Origin of the sequence: Paenibacillus sp. GbtcB18 (assembly GCF_019091125.1) — a bacterium.
In the GTDB taxonomy this organism is placed as follows: Bacteria; Bacillota; Bacilli; order Paenibacillales; family NBRC-103111; genus Paenibacillus_F; species Paenibacillus_F chitinolyticus.
This window is the reverse complement of the sequence record NZ_JAGXJX010000004.1, coordinates 388,260-412,746: the sequence shown is the minus strand read 5'-3', so window position 1 is coordinate 412,746 and position 24,487 is coordinate 388,260. Positions and strand designations below refer to the sequence as shown.

Annotated in this window: 25 protein-coding genes; 23 read left to right on the top strand and 2 right to left on the bottom strand. The window is 57.0% G+C overall.

All coding sequences use genetic code 11. The features are described 5' to 3' along the window. Window positions 1-95: 95 nt before the first annotated feature. Both KVT34_RS15670 and KVT34_RS15665 read right to left on the bottom strand, forming a co-directional pair. Window positions 96-2,357: an AraC family transcriptional regulator gene (locus KVT34_RS15670; RefSeq protein WP_254634881.1), complete on the bottom strand. Its 2,262-nt coding sequence runs from the start codon at window positions 2,355-2,357 to the stop codon at window positions 96-98. A 204-nt stretch (window positions 2,358-2,561) separates the two neighbouring features. Continuing rightward, window positions 2,562-3,434 carry a PDZ domain-containing protein gene (locus KVT34_RS15665; protein ID WP_217559716.1) on the bottom strand — a complete coding sequence of 291 codons (873 nt, stop codon included), beginning with the start codon at window positions 3,432-3,434 and terminating at the stop codon, window positions 2,562-2,564. A 187-nt stretch (window positions 3,435-3,621) separates the two neighbouring features. On the opposite strand from KVT34_RS15665, the gene KVT34_RS15660 reads away from it, so the two are divergent. The 23 genes from KVT34_RS15660 (at window position 3,622) to KVT34_RS15550 (ending at window position 24,476) form a co-directional block, all read left to right on the top strand. Continuing rightward, entirely contained in the window at window positions 3,622-4,521 is a 900-nt protein-coding gene (locus KVT34_RS15660; RefSeq protein ID WP_217559715.1) for a glycosyltransferase family 2 protein, read from the top strand. 26 nt (window positions 4,522-4,547) lie between these two features. Next, window positions 4,548-6,122 (top strand): M2 family metallopeptidase, encoded by a 1,575-nt coding sequence (locus tag KVT34_RS15655; RefSeq protein ID WP_254634880.1) that lies wholly within the window; start codon window positions 4,548-4,550, stop codon window positions 6,120-6,122. A gap of 69 nt (window positions 6,123-6,191) precedes the next feature. Then, entirely contained in the window at window positions 6,192-6,443 is a 252-nt protein-coding gene (locus KVT34_RS15650) for a hypothetical protein (protein WP_254634879.1), read from the top strand. Beyond that, the gene (locus KVT34_RS15645) at window positions 6,349-6,636 is read left to right on the top strand and encodes a hypothetical protein (RefSeq protein WP_217559711.1); all 288 of its coding nucleotides are present in this window, start codon (window positions 6,349-6,351) and stop codon (window positions 6,634-6,636) included. The genes KVT34_RS15650 and KVT34_RS15645 overlap by 95 nt, the downstream gene beginning before the upstream one ends. Before the next feature lie 134 nt (window positions 6,637-6,770). After that, entirely contained in the window at window positions 6,771-7,442 is a 672-nt protein-coding gene (locus KVT34_RS32605) for a helix-turn-helix transcriptional regulator (protein WP_309244097.1), read from the top strand. A gap of 20 nt (window positions 7,443-7,462) precedes the next feature. Next, window positions 7,463-8,404, top strand: a complete 942-nt coding sequence (locus tag KVT34_RS15635) for a hypothetical protein (RefSeq protein WP_217559709.1) — start codon at window positions 7,463-7,465, stop codon at window positions 8,402-8,404. Between the two features lie 80 nt (window positions 8,405-8,484). Further along, window positions 8,485-8,754: a hypothetical protein gene (locus KVT34_RS15630; RefSeq protein ID WP_217559708.1), complete on the top strand. Its 270-nt coding sequence runs from the start codon at window positions 8,485-8,487 to the stop codon at window positions 8,752-8,754. 183 nt (window positions 8,755-8,937) lie between these two features. Then, window positions 8,938-9,213 (top strand): hypothetical protein, encoded by a 276-nt coding sequence (locus tag KVT34_RS15625; protein WP_217559707.1) that lies wholly within the window; start codon window positions 8,938-8,940, stop codon window positions 9,211-9,213. Window positions 9,214-9,394: 181 nt separating this feature from the next. Continuing rightward, window positions 9,395-9,670, top strand: a complete 276-nt coding sequence (locus KVT34_RS15620) for a hypothetical protein (protein WP_217559706.1) — start codon at window positions 9,395-9,397, stop codon at window positions 9,668-9,670. Window positions 9,671-9,753: 83 nt separating this feature from the next. Next, the gene (locus tag KVT34_RS15615; protein ID WP_217559704.1) at window positions 9,754-10,326 is read left to right on the top strand and encodes a hypothetical protein; all 573 of its coding nucleotides are present in this window, start codon (window positions 9,754-9,756) and stop codon (window positions 10,324-10,326) included. 101 nt (window positions 10,327-10,427) lie between these two features. Beyond that, window positions 10,428-10,700, top strand: coding sequence for a hypothetical protein (locus KVT34_RS15610; RefSeq protein ID WP_217559702.1), 273 nt, complete (start codon window positions 10,428-10,430; stop codon window positions 10,698-10,700). 216 nt (window positions 10,701-10,916) lie between these two features. Continuing rightward, window positions 10,917-11,951 (top strand): BtrH N-terminal domain-containing protein, encoded by a 1,035-nt coding sequence (locus KVT34_RS15605; RefSeq protein WP_217559701.1) that lies wholly within the window; start codon window positions 10,917-10,919, stop codon window positions 11,949-11,951. Window positions 11,952-12,026: 75 nt separating this feature from the next. Then, window positions 12,027-12,374 (top strand): 5' nucleotidase, NT5C type, encoded by a 348-nt coding sequence (locus KVT34_RS32405; protein WP_103994474.1) that lies wholly within the window; start codon window positions 12,027-12,029, stop codon window positions 12,372-12,374. Further along, window positions 12,371-13,114: a glycosyltransferase family 2 protein gene (locus KVT34_RS15595; protein ID WP_217559700.1), complete on the top strand. Its 744-nt coding sequence runs from the start codon at window positions 12,371-12,373 to the stop codon at window positions 13,112-13,114. The genes KVT34_RS32405 and KVT34_RS15595 overlap by 4 nt, the downstream gene beginning before the upstream one ends. Then, a complete protein-coding gene (locus KVT34_RS15590) occupies window positions 13,111-14,319 on the top strand; it encodes a glycosyltransferase (RefSeq protein ID WP_217559699.1) in 1,209 nt (402 codons plus the stop codon). The genes KVT34_RS15595 and KVT34_RS15590 overlap by 4 nt, the downstream gene beginning before the upstream one ends. Next, window positions 14,316-14,693 (top strand): holo-ACP synthase, encoded by a 378-nt coding sequence (acpS, locus tag KVT34_RS15585; RefSeq protein ID WP_217559698.1) that lies wholly within the window; start codon window positions 14,316-14,318, stop codon window positions 14,691-14,693. The genes KVT34_RS15590 and acpS overlap by 4 nt, the downstream gene beginning before the upstream one ends. Window positions 14,694-14,866: 173 nt before the next feature. Further along, window positions 14,867-15,244, top strand: coding sequence for a VOC family protein (locus KVT34_RS15580; RefSeq protein ID WP_103994478.1), 378 nt, complete (start codon window positions 14,867-14,869; stop codon window positions 15,242-15,244). 196 nt (window positions 15,245-15,440) lie between these two features. Further along, window positions 15,441-16,304 carry a sugar phosphate isomerase/epimerase family protein gene (locus tag KVT34_RS15575; protein WP_217559697.1) on the top strand — a complete coding sequence of 288 codons (864 nt, stop codon included), beginning with the start codon at window positions 15,441-15,443 and terminating at the stop codon, window positions 16,302-16,304. Then, entirely contained in the window at window positions 16,294-18,042 is a 1,749-nt protein-coding gene (locus KVT34_RS15570; RefSeq protein ID WP_217559696.1) for an ABC transporter ATP-binding protein, read from the top strand. The genes KVT34_RS15575 and KVT34_RS15570 overlap by 11 nt, the downstream gene beginning before the upstream one ends. Then, on the top strand, window positions 18,039-19,784 hold the full coding sequence (locus KVT34_RS15565; protein ID WP_217559695.1) for an ABC transporter ATP-binding protein: 1,746 nt from the start codon (window positions 18,039-18,041) through the stop codon (window positions 19,782-19,784). The genes KVT34_RS15570 and KVT34_RS15565 overlap by 4 nt, the downstream gene beginning before the upstream one ends. Before the next feature lie 40 nt (window positions 19,785-19,824). After that, window positions 19,825-21,597 carry an ABC transporter ATP-binding protein gene (locus KVT34_RS15560; protein ID WP_217559693.1) on the top strand — a complete coding sequence of 591 codons (1,773 nt, stop codon included), beginning with the start codon at window positions 19,825-19,827 and terminating at the stop codon, window positions 21,595-21,597. Next, window positions 21,594-23,366, top strand: a complete 1,773-nt coding sequence (locus KVT34_RS15555) for an ATP-binding cassette domain-containing protein (RefSeq protein ID WP_217559691.1) — start codon at window positions 21,594-21,596, stop codon at window positions 23,364-23,366. The genes KVT34_RS15560 and KVT34_RS15555 overlap by 4 nt, the downstream gene beginning before the upstream one ends. 108 nt (window positions 23,367-23,474) lie before the next feature. Next, window positions 23,475-24,476, top strand: a complete 1,002-nt coding sequence (locus KVT34_RS15550; RefSeq protein ID WP_217559689.1) for a bifunctional heptose 7-phosphate kinase/heptose 1-phosphate adenyltransferase — start codon at window positions 23,475-23,477, stop codon at window positions 24,474-24,476. Window positions 24,477-24,487 lie beyond the last annotated feature (11 nt).

Below are 24,487 nucleotides of genomic sequence, written 5' to 3'. Positions count from 1 at the left end.
TGCCAAGTTATTCATGGAGTTCCTCCTTTTCTGTAGGTAATGTTTTGTAAAAATATTGTCCGTAATCGCAAAAACGCCCTTAAGGGGCGCTTTTTTTATTCCGCTGGCGTCAGCTTGGCGGCTCTGCGGTATTCGCCGGGCGTCTGTCCCGTCCACTTTTTGAACATGCGGTTGAATGAGGTGATGTTCCGGTAGCCGATGCGCAGACCGACTTCCACAATGTTGAGCTGAGTTCCCGTCAGCAGTTCCTGCGCTTTGGAAACCCGAATGGCATTCAGGTGGTCGCTGAAATTCGCTCCGGTTTTTTCTTTGATATAGACCGATAAATAGGCGCTCGACATCTGGAGGCGGTCCGCAAGATTTTCGAGGGTCAGCTCGTCCCCGTAGCCGTCCCGGAGAGCGTCCATGACGAAGCGGATCACGGGATCTTCCGTATCTTTCTTCTCGTAGATAAGCGCGGCCGCGGAGAAGAACAGCTCCCGGTAGCCTTCGATATAGTCTTCGAAGGTGCAGCACTCCTTGAGCCGCCGGATAAGCGGTTTGACGGACCAGGCGGCGTCCTGCGCGATTTTGCAGATGTCCATGAGCTTCCATACCTTGCCCGCCATGGACTCCGCAAGCTGCCTGTACTGGACGACGCCGGCCCCGGCCTCGCGCATTTCGGCAAGCTGGCGGCCGATCAGCTCCAGGGCGCCCTTGTCGTCCCCGGCCTGAAGGCAGGCGTTCAGCTCCTGCTCCCGGGCGGGGCTTAGCGCGCAAGCCTGCAGGCCGGAGCGCGTTTCCAGGATGACCTGCGTTTCCTCCGCTAGGGTAGCCTGGCCCGCTCTTTCCAGCGCCTGCCGGTAGGCGTCGTTGAACTGGGAAGCGTGCTCGAACCGCGAGCTGACCGCCACGGCCGCCAGGCACTGCTCCCGGTGAGAATCGAACAGATGCCGGATGTCCCCGAGCATGGCCTGAAGCGTGCCGGCAGCGACTGCGCCGCTGATGACCGTAAGGATCTGGTTCTTCTCCATCTGGAACGTATGCGAACCGGGGCTGTGTTCCCTCAGAAGCACGTCGAGATGCTCGCGGTAATAGGAGGCGAGCCGCTCATGCGGGACGGGTTCCTCGCCCGGTTTCGTCTGCCGGAACCGGAGTTCATAGACGATAATCTGGAAGCTTTCGTCACTCGCGATAAAATCCTGCCATTCGTGAATATCCGTATGAATGCTTCTCAGCTTGTTAATGTAGCTGTACTTCGTAAGAAGCGACTGCCGGCTTCGCAGCTCGCTGCGGATTTCGGCCTTTTCCTTAAGAAGATCGGCGATTTTCTCCTGGATGAACGCGAATTCCCGGATCGCGCTGGGCTCGCCGCCCCCACTGCCGCTCATAACTGCCGAAACCATCTGTTTGACGGGCCGGTTGATCCGGCGGCTGCTCAGCAGGGAGACGGCAAGGGCGATGCCGAGCGACAGGAGGAAAATCGCCAGCAGCGTCCAGTTCAGCTTCCTGAGCTGGGAGGCCACGCTGGCGTTGGGAACGCCGGTGATGTACGTCAGACCGTCGTCGCCTGTATAGCGGAAATAAACCATTCCGCCCGCAACGGCGGTTCCGCTGTTTTCATCGAAAGCGGGAAGCCCTGCCGGAGCCCCGCTTTCGCCCGCCTCGAAAAGAACGCTTCCATCACCGTTCAGCACGTAAAAGAGGCGCCCGTCGCCGCCTTCCCCGAGAAAGTCGCGCTGCGTCTTGTCCACGTCGAGATACGCCGTAACGAGATAGCTGCTGCCGCTCAGATGAAAACTGACGGGAAGCAGCTTCTTCTCGGCGGGCGAATTCCAGACCGTCTTGAAATCCGCTGCGGGCAGCAGGGAGAACGCATCCGCCGATTTTAGGCGGTTTTCCCAGAAGGGCAGCGGATAAGCGGCGCTTTTGTACAGCCGGTTGTACTGGTCTTCCGCACCGCTGCTGCCGTCTTTGTCGAGCGTGACGCCGTGCGGCAGGAAATACACCTCGAGGTTGTCGAGAAACAGGTGCGGGTTCGAGGTATCCGAACGAAGCCGGGCAACGATGCTTCTGGCCTCCAGATAACGGAGTTCTTCATCCGTCGCGCCCTGCAGATGCCGGTTGAAAGCGATCACGCCGGGATCGTTGTATGTATTGAACAGAAGCGTTTTGATCCGGGAAAAATGCGTGCTGTATTTTTCGGCCGTATTTTTAAGCATGGACTGGTTATGAGCGATAATTTCGCCGTGATATTTGGTCTTGAAATAAGCGAAGGCCGCCAGGTCGAACGCGGCAAACAATCCTATAATGACGAGAAAACTGATCAGCGTCGCAAGGAACAGGGAGGTTGGTCTGGTTTTGTTGAACGGCATCATGCGGTAGCTCCTTATTCGCTTGGTGGAAAAGCGGCCGGTCTCTTTCCATTGTACGAGCCGAATGTTAGGGGAGTGTATACGCACGGAACAATTTGCCGCACCCTTGAAGCCTTTGTGTGAAGTCAAGCCGTGAAGCCAAGCCATAACGGAACCACCCGCACAAAAAAAGGCAGTACACGGTCGCCGCCGTATGCCGCCCTTTGCTTATTCCTGTTCCTTTGCGGCAGCAAGCTTGCGCCGCCTTACGCTGATTTCATCCAATGAAACTTGGTTGGGATCGATCATGCCCGTAAACTGGTCGTCGTAGGTTAGATCCGCCGTTACGGCGTGCCGTTCTCCCCATTCGTAGAAAACAAGGTCGGCGGGCGCGTTCGTTCCGTAAAAGCGGGAGAGCGCTTTTACAAAATCGTGATACGTCGGAACCGGCATTCCACCGATGCTGGTCACGATAACCCCGTCGCGCAAACCGGCCCGGCTGGCCGGACTGTTCGGGTACACGGTCGCGATGAAGTTCCCCCGTATGCCCGCGCAGGCAAGCCCCTGCTCTTCCAGTTGGGCGGCGGTTGCCGTATAATTCATGACCCCAAGGCGGGGATAATTAAAAATCGAGTTGCGCAGATCCAGGCCGAGCTCGATTGTATTTTTCAGATGAAATAGAGATTGTCTCCAGCCCGTTTCTCCGCATTCCCTGACCCACTGCATCGTTTCATCTTCCGTATAGCCTTCAACGGTGACGGTCACCTTGGTACAAGTGCCGCAGCCGATCGGCTCGAAAGCGAACGAGGTCCTTAAGTTATATTCCCAGAGCGAACCGTCCGGCAAAATGGACGTGTAGATCTCGTCGAACCGGATAAGCTCCGGTTTAACGGATTCGGTGCAGACGGCGCGATTCGTTAATTCACCGATTACGAGAGTGAGCTCGTCGCCTTGGGCGATTTCGGGCTGTGCCCCCGAATAGGTCGCGATGTCGCTCAAGAAATGTTTCCAGCCTTCCGCTGTCGCCACATACCACCAGATTTCGTCCGCAGACGCGTCGATATAAACCGAATTGACCGTTCTTCCTCTATCCGCATTCATCCCGAAAGCAGTCCTCCTCCGTCTATCGACTGATGCCCTTATTTTATCCCTTTTTGCGAACAAACGATCGGTTTTTATCGGCATTCCGTCGGAATAAAAAGCCGAGCGGCCGGCAAGGAAAGCGTTCTATAATGCGGCAAAGCGCATGTTTTAGTTGGGCCGCCAGGTCCGGAGGTGGTGGTGTTTTATGACAAAAATGAATGTGGTTATCCCGGTTTACAATCAGGCCTACGCCTTATCCCTGACTTTGCACGGGTTAACCAGGCAGGCGGCCCCTTATAACCGCTGCCCGGTTATCGTCGTAGACGACGGGTCCGAAGAGCCGGTCCACGCGGTTGCGGAAGCTTACAGGGGACGGCTGAATCTCACCTACGTGCGCATTCCCCGCAGCGGCAGGGCGGCCGCCCGTAATGCCGGAGCGAGGCTTCTGGACGAAGGCTGCGTCCTGTTCTGCGATGCGGACCGGATACCGAGGCCGAGATTCATCGAAGCGCATGAACAAGCTTGGCGGAAGCACGGAGGCCACTTTGCGGTAGGGCAGGTCCGGGAGCTCTATGTCCCGGATGCGGAGCAGAACCGGGATCTGGTGCTGGCCCGCTACGAGGCGCAGAAATATGACCGCATTCCGCAGTACTGCCGGCTCGTTTACCGGCTGTTTAACGAAAGCGGATCGACGGTCTCTCCCGTTCCGTGGATAGCCGCCTTGAGCGGGAATATGTCTCTCCCTTTGGACCTGTTCCGGGATCTGGGGGGCTTCGACGATACATTCCGCGAGTGGGGCTTCGAGCACCTGGAGCTGGGCTACCGCGCCCACCGCCGGCAGATTCCCTTCGCGTACTGCCGGGAAGCGGTGAATGTGCATCTGGCGCATCCGCGGACGGGCGTCACTTATGCGGATTTTATCCGGCGGAGCCACGACACGTTTTTCCGCAAGCACCCGCATCCGGTGATAGGGGCTTTCTATGATTTTATGATGGGCAGAATCAGCCGGATTCAGCTTGAGAACCTGGCCTCTACGGGCATGCTCGGCAGCGCGGGGAGAAACACTCCCGACGAATACGTCAAGATTCTCAATTTCAAGGCATGAATTTAACCGAAACGGGGGAAGAACGATTGGCACAACAACGTTTGCAGACCAAGGCCGATTCTTTTTTGGGAAAAGCGAACCGCGAGCTGGCCGGTTTGTACGTCCCGATGATGAATTCGCTCTGGAAAGTGATCACGACGGGCGAATTCCGTTACGTCAAGCAGTGCGAACAAGACGAGAAGGATTATCGGGAGGCGCTTGCTTCTCCGGTTCTGCGCAGGCAGACGGAATATTGGCTGAACCGTCCGGGCCTGTCCGCAGACCAAGAACGCCAGCTGCAAGTGTTGAAGGCTGAGATGGCGGAATACCGGATGGAAGCGGACGAACGACAGACCGCCGCTTCCTTGTGGAACGATCTGCATTACACGATCGGCACGTTCCGGGCGGAAGCGGACGGCGCGCTGTTGTCGGAGCATGCGGCGCGGGTTCTGATGCGCAGGCTCAAAGACGGGCCTCAGCGCAAGCAGATCTGGCAGGCGGAAATGCGGCTTGGCGGCCTTGTCGCGCCCAAGCTCCTGGAGCTGGTCAAGCTCCGCAACCGCGCTGCCCGGCGGCTCGGCTACGCCGATTACTTCGCGATGAAGCTGGAGATCGCCGGGGTCGGTTCGGATACGCTGACGGAGCTGATCCGGCAAATCCGCGGCGGTCTGGATTTCGCCTACCGGGAGGTGAAATGCGGGATCGACCTGGAACTGGCCGACCGGTTTCGCATCGCGCGAAGCGAGGTCCGCTCCTGGCATTATGCGCATCCGTTTTTCCAGATGCATGATGCGATGGAGGAGCCGCTTGGAGCGGGCGCGGATGAAATGGCGGACAAGGTGTCCGGGTGGCTGCTGGAACGCGGATTCGATCTGAGCGCCGTCATCCGCAAGGCGGATCTGGCCGAGCGTCCGGGCAAGGGGCAGGCGAACTGCTGCCTGAACCTGGACCGGGGCCGGGATATCCGCATGTCCTGCAACTTGTCCCCGGACACGAAGGGACTGGCGGTGCTGCTCCACGAAACGGGACATGCTCTTTTCGAAAAAGAGCTGGACCCTTCGCTTCCGTTTCTGCTGCGTCAGCCGGCCCATCCCTTCTTGAGCGAGGGCGTCGCCCTGCTGCTGGAAAGATTGGCGTGGGATGCGGAGTGGAGAGAGGCCCTGTTCGGCGGGCAGCCGGAGGGCGATGCCCGGTCCGATCAAGAACGGCTGCGGAAAGAAACGCTGGTCAGGCTGTATTGGACGCTGACTCTTGTGGAATTCGAGAAGCAATTATACGCAAATCCCGACCAGCCGTTAAACGGTCTATGGTGGGATCTCGTGGAAGAGGTGCAGGGCATACCCCGGCCGGCCGAGTGGGATTATCCGTACTGGGCCGCCAAGGCGCATCTGTCCACGCTCCCGGTCTATTACTACAATTACCTGCTCGGCGAGGCGGCCGCCTCCCAGTTTCAGCACACGCTTCAGGTCCGCTTCAAGGTATGGCACGGGAAAGAAGCGCTGGGGCACCTGCGGAAGGAAGTGTTCCGTCCGGGAGCTTCGGCAAGCTGGCGGGAGTTGTTAGCGGCGGGCACTTCGCAGGAGCTGAACCCGCTTTTCCTGATCCGTCAACTGCAAGGCTGAATTTCGTATCTTAAGGAGGATGTCGGAATGGCAACGATTCATATCCAGAAAAGGACGATCGTTTCCCGTATGGAACGGGAATCGTCCGAACCGGTTAACAGCCGGGTCAAGACGTATACGCTCACGCCCGAGGAGCTGGACTATTACCGCAAGCTGCCCCTGTCCGCTGCGGACAAGGCATTCAAGCCGGGACTTAAAGTGATGGCGATGGAACGGAGGGAAGGAGATGGCGACGGCAGCCGAGAACCTGATCCGGCACCTGGACCGCTTGTCGGAGGAACTAAGGGGGACGCTCACGCCGGAGAAGCTGGAGGGGCTTGACGAATGGTTCCGTCTGGAGGCGCCGGAGGCGTGCAGAAACGCCTCTCGTTTGCCGTTTCCGTATAATCAGCGGATACTCCGCCACTTCCGCCGCATGCGGGAGGAAGAACGGCCTTTGCCGGCTATCGCCGGTTTTCTTCGTCACGGGCTGGACGAGATCTACGATATTTTGCGAGATTATCAATCCGTTTAAAAAGTAATATTTACCTATAATTCTAGAATAGACAAAAAAATCCTAATGCCATGCAAGGGAACCTGATCTTTCTTTCTTGCGGTTTGATACCATGACGGCACCGAAACCATTACGTGTAGGGGGAATGGGTGCCAGTGGACGTGCTACTTATTATCAGCCATCAGCTTAAGGAAGACGAGTTCGAACGAGTACAGCGGTTGTTTTCCCATATGTCGATCATTGCCGAATCGGATTTTAAAGCGGTCGAGAGGTCGCTCCGCCAACAGGAAAAAGCTCACAAGCTATTCGTTTTCCTGTCCTTCGACGAATCGCTCCCCGAGGAATGGAAGATCGAGGAACTTCAGCTGCAAAGCCCGATTATGGTGCTGCTTAAAGTGAACAAACGTGATCTTTTCGTGTTTTATTCTTTTCTCGATTCGGTGGGGCTTTTGTCCAAGCCGTCCGCCGATGTGTCGGCCAAGCCGGAAATTTCGCCGATGCTGTATCAGTCTCTTGAATATATCGAACAAAATTTGTGCGAAAACGACCTGTCCTTGGAGAAAGTGGCTTCGAGCATTTTCGTCAGCCGGTGTCATTACTCCAGGATGTTTAAAGAATATTTCGGCTTCGGCTTTAAAGAATACGTGATGAACAAGCGCATTCAGAAGGCAAAGGCCATGCTGCAAAAAGGAGTGCCGGTCACGGATGTATGCTATGCCGTCGGCTACGGGGATTTAACGCATTTCGGCCGGGTCTTCAAAAGGCTGGTCGGGATCAACCCTTCGGTTTATCGGGGACAAAGGCGGGAAGCGCCGTCCTGCGGATAACGGGAAAGGGGGAAGGAGCTATGGAAACGGAGCCGATTCGCTCCCGTTATTTCAACCGGCTCACGATCGGGCCGGACGGGCGGTCCGTCCGCAAAACGAGCCGTCACGACAAGAAACTCCGCGACGAGATCAGTTGGTACCTGAATCTGCCGGAGGAATTGCAGACGTATATCCCGGGTGTTCTGAGCTACTCGCTGCAAGATCAAGTATATCTGTGCCTGGAGTATATTCAGGCCCCGACTTTATCGGATCTGTATATGAGCGGGCGGCTGGATCAGGAAGGCTGGGCGGGCGTTTTCGCCCGGCTGGACCGGCTCTTCGGCCGGTTTGCCTCCTTCTCCGCCGAGCTGGCTCCGGCCTGTTTGCACGAGATGTACATCGGCAAGACCCAAACCCGCATGGCGGCTTTTTTGAACGGCAGCGAGCGGGCCAGACGGTTTTACAACCAGGGCTATTACCGGCTGAACGGAAAGATGATGCTCTGCCCCTTCCGGATTTTCGAAAGCCACCTCGGGGATTTCCGGTCCCTGCTCGCTAATCCGGCTATCGCTGTTCTGCATGGCGATCTCTGTTTCTCGAATGTGCTGTATGAACCGGATAAACAGACCGTGAAGCTGATAGATCCCCGGGGCAGCTTCGGCAGACCGGGGATCTACGGCGACGGGCGGTACGACCTGGCGAAGATCAGACACAGCCTGAACGGATACGAGCATATTGTTCACGGCCGTTATTCGCTGCAAGCGGAGGGCAATGACATCCGGCTGGAAATCCCGTTTACGGACGGGCAGCTCGGGCTTCTCCGCGACTGGGACCGGTATCTGGGCGGACGTCTGCCTGATGTCGCCAAGATTGAGGCGCTTCTGTTCCTTTCGATGCTGCCTCTTCACAGGGAGAGTCCCGAGCGGCAAATGGCTTTGTACGCCGTGGCAACCCGTCTGCTGTATGAAATTTTTGCTGATTAAGAGTCCCTTGTTAAGCCGAGGGTTCCGGCGCGTATTCTTCTATACTGAAAAGGAACCCACAGAAAAGGAGAGTGACAAGAATGAATCAGACAGCAGCAAAATTTGTGATCGCAACGGCGATTCTCGTTTCACCGGCGGCAGGAACAGCTCTGGAGGCAAGCGCTCAAACCGTTGCGGCTTCGGCGCAGCAGGCGGTTCAACCGTCCGGCGAGGCTGTACAGGCGGCACCGTCCGGCACGTTGTCCCAAGCCGAAATTTCCCGCGTGAAGACGAATTCCGGGGATAAACTGCAGGAGTTCGGCGGATCCAACTATTTTACCCCGTCCGTTATAGGCAAAACTCCAGCATGACCGGTCAAAAGAGATAAGCGCCCGACGCTTATCTCTTTTGCGTTTTCAGGCAGGGCTATGACCGGAGAGAACCGGGGTTAACGAAATTTTCGCAGATTGAAGTCAGCCGGTAAAGCCGAGAGAGCGGGGCTTTATTTTTTTATACTTAAGAGGTAGTTATCCAGGCAAAGGGAGGTGAAACGAATGAAAGAGATGACGTCTAAATTTATAATCGCCACCGCTATTCTGGCGGCTCCTGCGGCAGGCACCGCCCTGCAGGCAAGCGCCCAGACCGTGGCGGCTCAGGCCCAACCGGCGGTTCAACCGGCTGTTGAGGGTGTGCAGGCTGTACAGCCTGCACCATCCGGCACATTAACCCACACCGGAATTTCCGGCGCTGCCGAGTCCCGGGAAACGTTGCTGGAGTTTGGCGGAGGCAACTTTGTATCCCCGTCCGTTGTGAAGAAAACTCCTATGTAAACGGCAAAGAGATAAGCGTACGACGCTTATCTCTTTTGCGTTTTCAGCATTTGGTTAAGACCCCCAGAGAACCGTGGGTTACGAAATTTTAGCAGGTTGAAGTCAGCCGGTAAAGCCGAGAGGGCGGGGCTTCATTTCTCTATACTTAAGAGGAGTTATCGGGGCAAAGGAGGTGAAACGGATGAAAGAGATGACGTCCAAATTTATAATCGCCACCGCTATTCTTACGGCACCCGCCGCCGGAACCGCTGTGAACGTGAGCGCGCACGCTGCGGCCGCCGCGAGTCAGCCTTCAGTAAGCGCTGAAAGCGCAAGCGCGCCTGCGGCGGCTTCCCCGCAGTTCGAACCTGCCGCAGCGGATACAGCGTCCCGGACTCATTCGCCCGCTGCCGCCGGCATGGAAGAATTCGCCGGGGCGGCACCATCTTTTGTGTTTAATCTGGCTATGAAAAGATAAGCGGACCTGATGGAGGGAGATAAGCGGGAAGAAGCTTATCTCTCTTCTTTCTTTTGCACACTATGAAGATGTGGAGGGAGTACATGAATCAACGGATGTTTACTTGTCTGGATCTGAGATCCTGCTTGAATAACTGCGGAACGACAGGCAGCCATAACTATCACGAAGGTTATTTAAGCTCCGCCAGGGCTTCTTTTCCGGAAGAAGCTTTTCAATTTGACGACCCTTTCGAATTTAAAGAAATACCGTTCGTTCTCTTTAAGAGGCATTCTTTCGATAATATCGTCACGGAAGGACAGTCCATCCAATTCCCCCGGCAGCGGGTGACCCGGATTCATCTTCTCGGCGCCTCAAGCGACGCCAATATGGCGGATTATGTGTATTTGATGCTGGATGAGAAGGAGGTCTCGAAGGAGAAGATCCTGTTATCCCATTTTATTTCGGAGGTTCCTTTCCCTCGTAACGAATGTGTAATCCAAGCGTCCTGCCTACATACGTTGGATGGCCCTCTTACTCACAGATCCCCCAAGCTCTGGTATGACGGGATTACATTAGACCGCCCGGTGGAGATTAACCGAATTACGTTTGAGGACAATCCCTGCATGCATGTGTTCGGCATGACGCTTGAAAGTGTTGAGACACCGGAGGATAGGTAATTTTTTCCTAATAATGGGAGGGATACCGCCGAGGACTCCGCCGGCATACCTCTTATACTGAAGGAGAGCCGGCAGTCCCAGAAGAAAGGAGGATGGATGGAATGAAGGAAACGACCGCTAAGTTTCTTATTGCGACCGCTGTGCTGGTGTCTCCCGCCATGGGAACGGCCCTGGACGTCAGCGCCGGGCAGCCCGCGTTAATCCAGGCGCAAACGGCATTCGCGGACGTTCAGCAGAACCGGACGGTATCCGCGTCCGAAGACACGTATTCAAGGTTGCAGACAGCGAAGAAAGCGTCCGATCCGAGCTTGCGGGAACCGGGAGAATATACGGTTTCGGGCGTATCGCCGATGTGCGCGAAATGCTTGTCCTAGAATGCCCGAAAACCCTGGTGAGACGATCCCGCACGGGCAGTCTCCCGTTTTTAGGTGAAGACCGGTTTGTGCAGGCTTTGTTCTGAAATGTTAAGGGAGCGTGACAGCAGGCTCCAATGACCGGAAGAGATAAGCCTTAACCGGGCTTATCTCTTTCTCTCATGTGCGAAGCGATGGAACCGATCTTGTTACAGCTTAACGGAGGTGGAAAGACGGATGACGTTTACCTTATATAAAGAATTCCGGTTGAATTGTTTCTACGTCAATATCGCCGCTCTGTTGAAGCGGCTTCCCGTTGAAGATGCCCATCTGGTTTATTTGTTCAATCAGGCGGGCTTATTTTACTGCGATACGGAGGACGAGGATGAGTTTCAAATCAGCCCTTATTACCGGCAGCTGGACGATTTTGTGTACGGGCTGTTCGGAGCGCGGCTGCATAAGAAAGGATCTTCTGCGGGAAGCGAGTATATGCGGACTTTGAAAGAGGCTCTTGCCAGCGGAAGGAGCGCGATCATCGAGTCCGATATTTTTTATTTGCCGTACAGCGGCTTTTATAAAAGAACCCATTTTCCGCACGCTTTGGAGGTTACCCGTCATAAGGAAGGCAAGTTCGAGATCTGCGATCATTATTACGAATATCACGGAATTCTCGAAGAGTCCGAACTTCAGGCCATATTCGACGCTTCGCTGGACAGCGTATTTTATAAACGGTTGTATGTCTGGTCTCTGCAAAAAACGGACGGAGCCGCTCCCGGAGAAATTACGCCGGCATTTTGCGAAAGCGTGATTAAAGACAATCAGGCGAATATGCAGGGAGCCGTCACCTACGATTGTCCGCCCGGCAGCTATCCGGGACTCGCCGCTTTCGAACCTATTTGCGTGAAAATAAAAAGCCTGAAAACGATCGAAGAAGACTCCGTCAAGTTTAAGGCGGCCAGTTATTTGTATGACGGATTCAGGGAGATCGCCAATTCCCGGTATCATCATCACAATTTACTGAGAGCTATCGGAGAGGACGCGCTCGCCGAATCGTATCTGGAGGCCGACCAAAGCTGGATGGTGGCGGCTAATTTGCTTATGCGTGCGGCGACGGGAAATCAGTTCCAAGCCTTCGAAGAACGGATATTGAGCCGGATGGAGCGGGTGAAACAGAAGGAAGCCGAAAATACCGCTCTGCTGCAGCAGTGGCTGCACCGGCGGGAGACCGGTCCGGCAGCTCACATCCGCAAGGATAAATCAACAACCGCCTAATATCCCGCAAAGGAGTCTGATTCTTGTCCGGCCCTCTCTGGTACGATTATAGCAGGCAAAGAATGGAGGTGTACGATGCGGATCGTACTGGATTTGGACGGAACTATTTGCACCTTGAAAAAAGAAGGGGAGTCGTATGCGGATGTTACGCCTTTACCGGGCTCCGTCGAAGCTTTGCGCAGGCTGAAAGAAGCAGGGCACCGGATCATCATTCACACGGCCCGTCATATGAAAACGTGCCAAGGCAATGTCGGGGAAGTTCTTGCCCGGGTCGGCGGCCTGACGCTGGACTGGCTGGAACGGTATGAAATCCCCTACGACGAAATCGTTTTCGGCAAGCCTTACGGTGACGTGTACGTGGATGACCTGGCCCTGACCTACCGGAGCTGGGACGAGGTTCTGGAGCGGCTGAAGGTCGGATGAAGCCTGTTCAGATCGTAATTCCGATGGCGGGACGAGGACAGCGCTTCCGCAATGCGGGCATATCCGTTCCGAAGATGCTCATTCCCGTCGCGGGAAAGCCGATGCTTCAGTGGGCGCTGGAAAGTTTAATGCCGCATTTTCCAGGGAATAAAATTTTGTTCGTCTGTCTGGAAGATCATCTGAAGCAGGGAGAATTGGAGAGGGTCATCGGGAGCTGCTGCGAGAATGCCGGTATCCTCTCTCTGCCCGAAGTTACGGGGGGACAGGCGGAGACAGTGTTAAGCGCGGAAGCGTGCCTCGATCCGGAGCTGCCCCTGCTCATCTACAACTGCGATACGTACACGGAATCTTCCATAGGCGAAACGATCCGCACCAGAGGAAACGAGGCGGACGGGATTATCTCCGTGTTTGCTTCCGCGAATCCCGCATACAGCTATGTGCGGACAGACGGGCGTGGCCGGGTTGTGGAGGTCAGGGAAAAGCGGGTGATTTCAAACCGGGCGACGACGGGACTCTATTATTTCCGGAAAGCCGGTCTGTTTCTGGAGTCGGCGGAGGAAGCCGTACGCCAGGGAACGGAGGAAGGCGAAGTCTACGTGGCTCCGCTGTATAACCGGCTGATCGGGCGGGGGCTTACCGTCGTTGCGGATCAGGCGGACCGATGCTTTCCGCTGGGAACGCCGGACGAGATTGCTCATTTCACAAGAAACTACAGAAAGCGGGAGAGTGATGGGACATGACGAAACGGATCTTTTTCGGTTTAAGCGGCGGGCTCGGCCCCGTGCTCCGGTGTCTGCCGGTGGCCGAGCACTTCCGACGTTCCGGGCACACTGCCGCTTTCAGCATATACGGGGAGAGCAGTGCGGCTTTTATTGAAGGCAGAGGCTTCAAACATCTGCCGGATGACGACCCGGCCGTTCCGTCTCCCGAGAAAATGATAACCGGAGGTCCGGTTTTCTATAACCTGGACCATTATTATGCGGGAGCGGGCCTGCTCGATCCGGATTTCACCGGGGCTTGGATTCAACACCGGATCCGGTTGCTGGAGAAATTTAACGCCGATCTGGTTATTACCGACATGAGCCCCCATACGGCAATCGCGGCCCGCTATCTGGGTATCCCGGTTGCCTCGATCACCCAGTCCTGCTTCCATCCGGACGGCCAGCCCATGCATTACTGGGGACGGACTCCCCGTAATCTGCCGAGAGTGACGCCGGTCGTCAACCGGATACTGAACAGGCTGGGCCTGCCGGACATCCGCGGCATGGAACAGCTTAATGCGGGGACGCTCAACTTTATTCCGGGAATACCGGAAATGGACCCTGTCCGCACAAACGGAGTCCGTTATGTGGGCCCCATCGAATATCCGGCTGCCGGTCCTGCCGGCACCCGTCTTCCGGAAGACCCGTTTGTCCTCGTCTATCCGGGCAGGCTCCAGGATACCGCGGGCGCTACGGGCTTGGGGCTGCTGAACCATGTCGTGGAGGCATTCGGGGGGAAAAAGGAACCGGTCCTGATAGCCGGCAGCGACGGGCTCCCGGACCGTCTGAAAGAGGGGCTTCCCCGGAATATCAGGATCATCCCGTATTTTACTTCGCCTATGCTGAAGAACTGCCGGTTGTTTATCCACCACGGGGGGCACGGGAGCTGTCTGTCGGCCATCATGAGGGGAGTTCCCTCGCTTATTCTGCCTACGCACACGGAGCGGGAGTTCAACGCACGCAAGGTGCAGGAAATGGGAGCGGGGGAGTATATGCTGCCGGGAACGTTTGCGGCCGATCATCTATATAAGCTTTCCATGTATGTGAGCGAGGACGGTTACAAAGAACGGGCCGGAGAACTCGCCTCGCTGATCCGGAGCCGCAATTACGGGGGAGCCAAGGAAATCTACAAGCGGTGCATGTCGCTTTTGGAACGGCGGGCGCTAGCCCTGGAGGAGTTATGATTTACGGAATCGGCGTGGATTTGCAAACTATCTCCCAGCTTGAACAAGTGATGAAGAGACAGGGGGAAAACTTCCTCCGGAAAGTGTTCACGGACCGCGAGCGGGCTTACTGCAGCCGGTATGCCTGTCCCGCCAAGCATCTGGCGGCAAGGTGGGCCGTCAAAGAAGCGTTTATGAAGGCAATGGGCTCCGGGCTGGGCGGGAAGTACATGTTTAAAGATCTCGAAGTGGTCAACCGATCCTCCGGCCAGCCGGAACTTGTCCTGCGCGGGAACGCGGAGGAGGACCGCATACGGCTCGGACTTCACGTCTACATAAGCATCTCCCATTCGGGCGAATATGCCCTCGGTCAGGTAGTTCTCTGCAAGGCATAAACCATGCTGCACAGTCTGTTGAAATGTCTCCGCAGGAGGCAGCCGACAGGCTTTTTTGCCGTAGAACGCGGGTTCATTATCGCTTGACGCTCAGACAGTCAGGACGGTAAGATGTAAATATGTTTCATCCAATTATGGAAGCGTGTTCCTAAATACGTCAAGGAGCTGATCCCGTGACCCAAACTTTGACCGGAATCGATCATGTTCAACTGCCTGTTTCAAACCTGGAGCAGTCCATCGAGTGGTATGGGAAAATGTTCGGCTGCACCCTGCTCGACAACTACGGGGAATGTGCGATGCTGAAACTGGAGAACGGCCCCAATTTAATGCTGTGGCAGTCTAACGATTATTCTTCCGCACATTTTGACAAAGACGGGGAGACCATGCCGGTCATTTTCTTTAGAAGCAATGAGATTGATCTCCTTGCCCGCAGGCTGGAAGAAGAGCAGGTCAGAATCGTCAGCTTCGATGACGGCGGCTTCGCCAAATTTCTGAAATTTTACGATATTAACGATAACTTCATCGGCGTTTTACAACTGGCGGAGGCTTAAAAGGCGCGCCAGGCAACCGGTACCCGGAAGGGGCCGGTTTTTTTGCGTTTTCTGACGGACGTGCAGCTTTAACCCGCAGCATTACGCATGGAAACCCGAGAAGACAGAACGGAGGAAACCTACAATAAACGTATACGGCGAACCTGGATAGCAAACTATCCGGCGAGGCTCACAAAGACATTGAAGGTGCGGGAAAATGACACAAGTTTTTCATCGTTCGAAAGTTTCATGCCAGCTCACTCCATGGGGAGAGGCCTACCGGGACGGTCTTAAAGAGCTGGCCGCGCTGGATGTGGCCTATATAGAAATCGGCAGCAGGCTGATATTGCCGTTTGAACGGGAAATCAACCGATGGCGTGAGCTGCTGGACGAAACGGGCCACAGTGTGTCCGGTGTGTTCGAATTCGGGCATTTCGCGGGCTGGAACCGGCGCCGGGAAATCTATCTTCACCATGAACGGCTGGCGAGAATGCTGGAGTCGGCCGGAATCGGCCGGGTCATTCTGGGCCCCGGCATCCGGCTGAAACGGGGCTGGACCGGAGAAGACCGGCACCGCATGGTGGCCATGGCGGCCGAAATTCATAAGCGGTACAGCTTTTACGGGGTAGCCGCCGCCATTCATCCGCACATTTCCCACTGTATTTACACACGGGAGGAAATCGATTACGTCATGGAGCGGACGCCCGGCGATCTCGGGCTGGTCCCGGATGTGGGACATCTCCATGAAGCCGGTATCGCATTGCGGGATCTGCTGGAGCGGTACGGCTCGAGAATATCGGCTTTGCATGTGAAGGACGTCCGTCCTGTAGTGTGCGATACGGAGAGTGCTCGGCCGGGTAGCCGGACAACCGTTTTTACGGAGCTGGGAGGCGGGATGCTGGATCTTGCTTCTCTCCTGCGGGACCTGGCCGGACATGACTTCTCGGGTTTTCTGACCCTGGAAATGGACGAGGTCTCCTTTTCTCCGGGTGAAGCCGTACGTCTGTCTCTGGACGTTCTGAAGAGTGAGAGTTCGAAATTCAGTCAAGAAAGGAAGAAAATAGACGGACATGTGGACTAAGCTACCGATCCTCCCTTATTTTCGCCTGGTCGGCCCTTATCTGAAGCAGCACAAGAGCCGATTCGCGCTGTTAACGCTGCTGCTGGCCGCCAATATTGCCGTACAGCTTACCATGCCCTGGCTGTTAATGAAGTACTTCGATTCACTGAATTCTCCGAAGCCCGCGGAAAGGTTCATTTTTCTTTTCATCCTGCTGGGCGTGTGTTATCAGATCCTTTCACTGGCTTCCGACTATGTCGGAGAACATGTCGGCTGGTCGGCCGCCAACAAGCTCCGCAGCCGGCTGATGCGGCATTGTCTGGGGCAGGACATCGCTTTCTTCCACCGTTACAGCCCGGGAGAACTGCTGGATCGCGTAGACGGAGCGGTCAACGGACTGGCTGAGTTTTTTTATAAATTTGTCGTCCGGTTCACGAACAACCTGGTGCTTCTGGGCGTCACCCTCATCGTTCTTTACAACATCCACTGGAGTATCGGAGCCGTAATGACTTTGTTTGTGGCCGGCTCGGCACTTGTGTATTACCTTCTTCGCGATTACGCGCTTCCGCATTGGGTCCGCGTCGGTGAAACGGCCTCCGCCTTCTTCGGTTTTATCGGCGAACAGCTTACGAATACGGAAGATACCCGTTCGAGCGGGGCTTCGGGGTACGTGATGCGGAAGTTTAAAGCGCTTCTGAATCAATGGCTGCCTGTTCATATGGAGGCCGGCCGGGCGTTCTCCGTGATGTGGATGAGTTCCATGCTGCTGCTGGGTGTAAGCACGATCCTCACATTCGGCGTCAGCTCATGGTTGTGGCATGCCGGTTTGGCAGGCCCCGGCTCCATCTACATGATCATGATGTACACGGTTATGCTGGTCGGGCCTATCGATACCATCCGGCTGGAGCTGGGCGCGCTGCAGCGCGCTTCGGCCAATATCGAACGCATCCGGCAGCTGTTCGAAATCCGGCCGTCGGTGGGCGACCCGGCGGAAGGAGGAGACACCCTGCCGGGCGGTGCGCTTTCCGTCGAATTCAGCGGCGTCGAATTCGGCTACACGTCCGGCGAACCTGTGCTGCACGGGATCGGATTCAGGCTGGAAGCGGGCGAATCGCTCGGTATAGTGGGCCGCACGGGGAGCGGCAAAACCTCGATCGCGAGGCTGCTTTTGCGCCTTTACGATCCCCAATCGGGCACAGTTTCTCTGGGCGGAACCGACATCAGCCGCGTAAAGCTGTCCGGGCTGAGGGAGCGGGTGGGCATCGTCACGCAGGACGTGCAGATTTTTAAAGGCACGGTCCGGGACAACTTGACCTTCTTTGATCCAAGCGTCCCGGACGGGAAAATTATCAGCTTGCTTACCGAATTAAGCCTGGACAGCTGGTTCGAGGCGCTTCCGCAAGGCTTGGATACGCAGCTCGAAGCCGGCGGCGGCGGATTGTCCGCAGGCGAGGCGCAGCTGCTGGCGTTCGCGCGCGTTTTTCTCAAGGACCCGGGGCTGATTATCCTGGATGAAGCTTCTTCCCGTCTCGACCCGGCAACGGAAGAAAAGCTCGACCGCGCCGTAAGGAAGCTGCTCCGGGGAAGAACGGCTATCCTTATCGCCCACAGGCTGAGTACGCTCCGGCATGTGGACCGGATTTTGGTCATGGACGGCGGACGGATTGCGGAGAACGATCTGCAGGGGGCGCTGCTGGAAGATCCGGATTCGCGCTATTCGCGGCTGCTGCGTCAAAGCCTGCGCAACCGGACGGTATGAGCCCGCTTCGGCTGATGTGGAGATTGTCCGTCTGCCATCCCCGGCTTTTCTGGAAGGGGGCCGCGATCTGGCTGCCGTTCAATTTGTCGCCTCTAATCGCGGGGCTGCTGGTCAAGCTGGTCTTCGACAAGCTGGCAGGCACCGGGGAGGAGGCCGGCGGGGTGTGGTTTGTCATCGCGCTGCTGGCCGTGAATGCGCTGGTTTCGGCGGGGTCCATCGTGTGGGGGACCCGGACGGAGACGGAGCTGAACTTCCGCGTCAAGAGCCTGATCCGGCAAAATCTGCTGGAGCATATTCTCAAGCGGCCGGGGGCGAGGTCCCTCCCATACACGACGGGCGAGGCTGTCTCGACGTTCCGGGACGATGTGGAAGAGCTCGCGGATCTGCTGCGTTTGTACAATCTGCTGCCCGTCAAAGTCTTGTTTGCGGGGGTGGCGGGCGGAATTTTATGGTCGGCTTCCCCTGGCATCACGCTGCTTGTTTTTTTACCGCTAGTGTTCATGTTAAGTCTCGGTCAATTGGCGGCGGCTTCACTGCAAAAAAGACGGGAAGCTTCCCGGAAAGCCGAAAGCGGGATATCGGGCTTTATCGGGGAGATTTGCGGCGCGGCCCAGGCGATCCGGCTGCAGAATGCGGAAACGTTCGTAAGCCGGCGCTTCCGGTCTCTCGGAGAGGTGCGCATGAGGGCCGTTCTGAAAGAAAGGCTGCTGGACCGGACCGTCTCCGCTTTTTTGACGAACACCACACAGACCGGAACGGGTTTCATTCTGCTGGCTGCCGCTTTTCTTTCGGGGAAAGGGGAGCTGACCGTGGGGAACTTCGCCCTATTTGTCGCCTATATCGGAGTGTTGACGGGGGTTGTCCAGTACGCCGGCTATCTTTTGAAAACATACCGGCAGGCGAGTGTGTCCGTAAACAGGCTTCTCTATCTCCTACAGGAAGCATCGCCCGATTCGCTGCTCACGCGTAGGACGCTGGAGCTGAAGGAAGAAGCTCCGGCGCCGTCTCCGGGTCTTCCCGCTTCCCCAAGCCGGCTGCATCTGCTGGAGATCAGAGGGCTGACTTACCTTCACAGCGGCACGAACAGGGGAATCCGGAACATTGACCTGCACATTCCCGGAGGATCGTTTGTGGTCGTTACGGGGCGTAACGGCTCGGGCAAAACGACGCTGCTGCGGACGCTGCTCGGCTTGCTGCCTGCGGATGCGGGAGAAATACGCTGGAACCTGGAGAAAGTGGATGAGCCGGACCGCTTTTTCACGCCGCCACGGGCCGCTTATACCCCGCAGGTGCCGGGTCTTTTCGACGGTTCCCTGAAGGAAAACATTCTGCTCGGCTTGGCCGAAGAACGGCTCGGGGAAGCAGTCTATCAAGCTGTGCTGGACAAGGACGTCAGTCAGCTGGAAAAAGGCCTCGAGACGATTGTCGGCGTGAAGGGGGTCAAGCTGTCCGGAGGACAGATTCAGCGGACGGCGGCGGCCCGGATGTTTGCCCGCAGGAGCTGCCTCCTTGTCCTGGACGACTTGTCCAGCGCTCTGGACGCCCGTACCGAAAGCGAGCTGTGGAAGCGGCTGGACCGGCTCCGGAATACGACCTTCCTGGTCGTGTCTCACCGCAGGGCCGCTTTCGAGAGAGCGGATCATATCGTCGTCTTGAAAGACGGCGTTATCGCGGAGCAGGGCACCCTGGATGAACTTCTGCGATCCTCCGGTGAAATGCGGCGCTTATGGGACCGGCCGTAAACCCGCCGTGAAATCTGATCCTGCAAGGAGGAAAAGCCGAGTGGCCTTTTTATCGTTACCCAAGGTTCCGGTGCTCCGTTATTACAAGCTGCTTAGAACCTATCTGGCTGCGCTGCGCGGGCCCGTTCTGGCCCTTTGTGCCCTGGTCGCCCTGAACATCGGCCTGCAGCTCATCAGTCCTCAGGTGCTGCGCGTGCTGATCGATACGGGACTGTCCTCTTCCGCCGCGGACATAGCAGGGCCGGCGGTGTTGTTTGCCGGGCTGGCTTTGGTCCAGCTTCTCGCCACGATCTCCGCCGACTACGCGGGGGAATGGATCGGCTGGACGGCGGCGAACCGGCTCAGGGCGGACCTGCTGGAGCACTGTTTGAGGCAGGACGGATCTTTTTTTGGGGCGCATCCGGCCGGCGAGCTGATCGAACGCATAGACGGCGACGTGAGAGGACTGTCCGGCTTTTTCGCCATGCTGACGGTTTCGTTGGGCGGCAATCTCGGTCTTATCGGCGGGGTGCTTGCCGTCCTTTTTTACGAAAATAGCTGGATGGGAGCCGCTATGACGTTATTTGTCGGGGCTGCTTTGCTTACGTTCGGCCGGATCAGGGAATGGACGCTTCCGTTCTGGGTACGGGTGGGGGAAGCGGGCGCGGATTTTTACGCCTGTCTCGGGGACCAGTTGTCTCATACCGAAGATACGCGCTCCAGCGGAGCCGAGGCCTATGCTCTCTACAAGTTCAGGCGGATGCTCCGGCAGTGGTTTCCGAGGCATATGGAGGCCGGATTCGGTTTTTCCCTGATGTGGGCGGCTTCCGTCGTGATTCTGGGGCTGGGAACCGTTCTTGTCCTGGCGCTGGGCACGTATTTATGGGCCGGCCAGTTGATCACCGTGGGGACCTTGTACATGATGCTGTTTTATATGGGCCTTCTTGCGGGTCCGATTGATCAGATCCGGGATCTGATCGGAAATTTGCAGCGGGCCGAGGCCCATCTGGAAAGGATCGGCGGACTGCTGGCCGAGGTTCCGGTTATCCGGGACCCTGAGCCGGGGGAGGAAGCGCCGCTCGGGGAAGGTCCGCTCTCCGTGGACTTCCGGGGAGTGAGTTTCGGCTACGGGGGCGAATCCGGCAGCGTCCTTTCGGACCTTACGTTCAGCCTGCAAGCGGGCCAGTCGCTCGGCATCGTCGGCAGGACGGGCAGCGGCAAAACTTCCGTGATCCGCCTGCTCCTGCGGCTGTATGATCCCGCGGAGGGCACTGTTCTGCTCGGAGGAACGGATATACGCCGGGTCCGGCTGGAGCAGCTTCGCGAGCGTGTCGGTCTCGTAACGCAGGAAGTGCGGATTTTAAGCGGAAGTGTCCGGGATAACCTCACTTTCTTCGCCCCGCACATCCCGGACGAACGGATTGTGGAAGTATTGGATCAATTGGGGCTCGGGGACTGGTATCGCGCGCTGCCCTCTGGACTGGATACGGAAATCCGGGCGCAGGGAGAAGGATTATCCGCAGGCGAGGCCCAGCTGCTTGCTCTTGCCCGCATTTTTCTGCGGAATCCTTCGCTGGTCATTCTGGACGAAGCTTCTTCCAGGCTGGACCCTTCTACCGAGGAAAAAGTACAGCAGGCTACTAACCGACTCCTGCAAGGCAGAACGGCCATCGTCATTGCGCACCGACTGAACACGCTGCGCGGCGTGGACCGCATTCTCGTGATGGACGGAGGCCGGATCGCGGAACAGGGGAGCCGTCAAGCATTAACGGAACGGCCGGGTTCCCGCTATTCCCGGCTGCTAAGACAAACATCCGGAAAGGAGACTATATGAACACGAAGCAGTTTTTATGGAGGATGGCCGCTTACCATCCCGGATTGTTTTGGAAGGGCATCTTTCAATGGCTTCCCTTTAATCTGGCTCCGGTTGCCGCCGGCCTTCTAATGAAAATGTTTTTCGACCAGCTCACGGGTCATTCGGCATCGTCCGGCGTCACCTGGTTCGTCGTGGCTCTGCTGGCTGTCAATGCGGCCGCAACGCTGGGCTCGATCCGGTTTGCATCCCGCACCGAAACCGCGCTTAATTTCCGCATTAAGGGACTTATCCGCCAAAATCTGCTGAATCACATACTCGGCCAGCCGGGAGCTAGAGCTATTCCGGGGTCGCCGGGCGAGGCCGTCAGCCAGTTCCGGGACGATGTCGATCAACTGGCCGATACGATACGGAACGTGAACCTTCTCGTTGTCAAAACGGTCTTTTTCCTTACGGCGCTGGCCGTGTTATTCGCTATAAACGTTCCGGTAACGCTGGGCGTCATTCTTCCGCTGATTGCCGTATTCGCTCTCGTGCAGACCCGCATCATCCGGATGAGCGTCCGGCTCCGGCCGAAGGGCAACGGACGGCGGGAATTATCCGGCTTTATGAGCGAGGTTTTCCAATCGGTGCTGGCGGTCAAAGTAGCCGGAGCCGAGGACAGTGTGGTGGAAGAATTCTCGCGTCTTTCTGATGACCGGCGGCAGCAAGTTTCCCGCGAAAGAGTCATGAGCCAGCTTATGTACGCACTGCTTCCGAATCTGGTCCAGATCGGCTCGGGCATCCTTCTGCTCGCCGGAGCGCGCCTGCTTGGACCGGGCGGGTTTACCGTCGGAGATTACGCCTTGTTCGTTCATCTGCTGCTGCATATGAGCAAGTTTATTGAGTACAGCGGAACCAGCATCACACAGATCAAACAGGTAAAAGGGTATTTAAGGCGCCTGAACTGGCTGCTGCAGGGCTCGTCCTTGGACAGGATGATCGACCTCAAGCCCCTGGATCTGGCGGAATCGCCCCCGGATGCCCCGCCGCCTGCCGTTTCGGAATCCAGACAGTTCAAACAGCTTCAGACGAAATCTCTGACCTATTTTTATCCCGGCACCGCCAAAGGAATCAAACGGATCGATCTTCAGATCTCGCGCGGCTCTTTTGTCGTCATCATAGGACGAGTCGGCTCGGGCAAAACGACGCTGCTCAGAACGATACTGGGTCTGCTGCCGGCGGCGGCCGGAGAAGTCCGCTGGAATAACCGGCGGATCGCGAATCCGGGAGAATTTTTTGTCCCTCCGCGCATCGCTTATACGCCTCAAGTGCCTAAGCTGTACAACGGAACGTTGAAGGAGAATATTTTGCTCGGCCTGCCTGAAGAGGGCTTGGAGCAAGCCGTTTATGACGCCGTGCTGGAAGAAGATGTGCGCCTGCTGGAAAACGGGCTCGATACGGCGGTCGGAGTCCGCGGCGTGAAATTGTCGAACGGTCAAATCCAGCGTTCCGCCGCCGCCCGGATGTTTGTCCGCGGCAGCGAGGTTCTGGTCGTCGACGACATGTCGAGCGCCCTGGACACCGAGACGGAAAGCAGACTATGGGAGCGTCTGAATGCCCGCGAGGATGCGACCTGCCTTGTCGTTTCTCACCGGAGAGAGGCACTGCGTCGGGCCGACCATATTATCGTTATGAAGGACGGGGAAATCGAAGCCCAGGGAACCTTCCGGGAGCTGACCCTCTCTTCGGAGGAATTCAGAGCGCTGCTGGATGAAACCGGCGGTACTTTGCCGGGGAATCGTCCTTAAAAAGCCGAGTGCTCCGACTCCGTGCTTCTTACACTGGACGTAGGGAAGAACCGATTTGGCTTTGGCTAGAGCAAGCGGCTTTTTCCGAACAGAAGAGAAGGTGATGGATTGGAACGAAGCTGCAAAGAGAAGCTGCTGAACCGCCTGGGGCGCAAGCCGCCGGGGACCGTGACCGTTCTCGGCGATATTCTGCTTGATGAATACACGGCCTGTACCCGGGATTATTCTGCCAACGAACACTGTGTCGTCCTGCGTAAAGGACCGAGCCTGTTTTTTCCGGGCAATGCCCTCAACGTTTCCTTGAATATCGCGGCATTGAACGGGAACGCGGCCATTCTTGGCGCGCTCGGCACCGATACCGAGGCGGACAGGCTGCGCAGCCTGGCAGGAGACCGGATTGATTCGGGCGGCCTGATCGGCGAGACCGGCAGACAAACGACGCTGAAAACCCGGTTGTCGGACGGAGACGGTCTGCTGCTTCGTGTGGACAGGGAGGACAATACGCCGTTGTCCGCAACGGTTGCGGGGTTTCTGCTGAAGCATGCGGACAGCTTGCCCTCCGTCAGCTGCGCCGTGCTGTCCGACCTGGGCAAAGGCGTACTGCCGGATTCTCTGGTCGCCGGTTATATCCGCCGTGCGGCGGATAAAGGCATCCCGGTTCTCGTCGATCCGGCCGGGGAGAACATACGGCGCTACGCGCACGCCTCCGTGCTGTTCCCGAACCTCGCCGAGTTCAACAAGCTGACTTCGCGCAGTTGTGACAATCCGGCCGAGGCGGCGCGGTACGCCCAAGGAAAGCTGGCCGAATGGGAGATCGGCGCTCTCGTTCTTAAGGCGGCGGAGGAGGGCAGCTATCTGATTACCGCAGAAGAAATCCGCCATGTTCCTGCCTATTGCAAGGAGCCGGTTTGCGAGGTGGGCGCGGGGGACTCTTTCCTCGCGGCTTTTGCCGTCGGACTTGCCCACGGCCTGCCGCTGGAAGAAAGCTTTATGCTGAGCAATGCGTCGGCGGCCGTTTCGGTTTCCAAGGCGTACACCTCGACGGTGAGCACCCGGGAATTGACCGCATTTATCGGACAATTGAAACAAAGGGATGAGAGGCGCCCGTGAGGAGGCAGAGT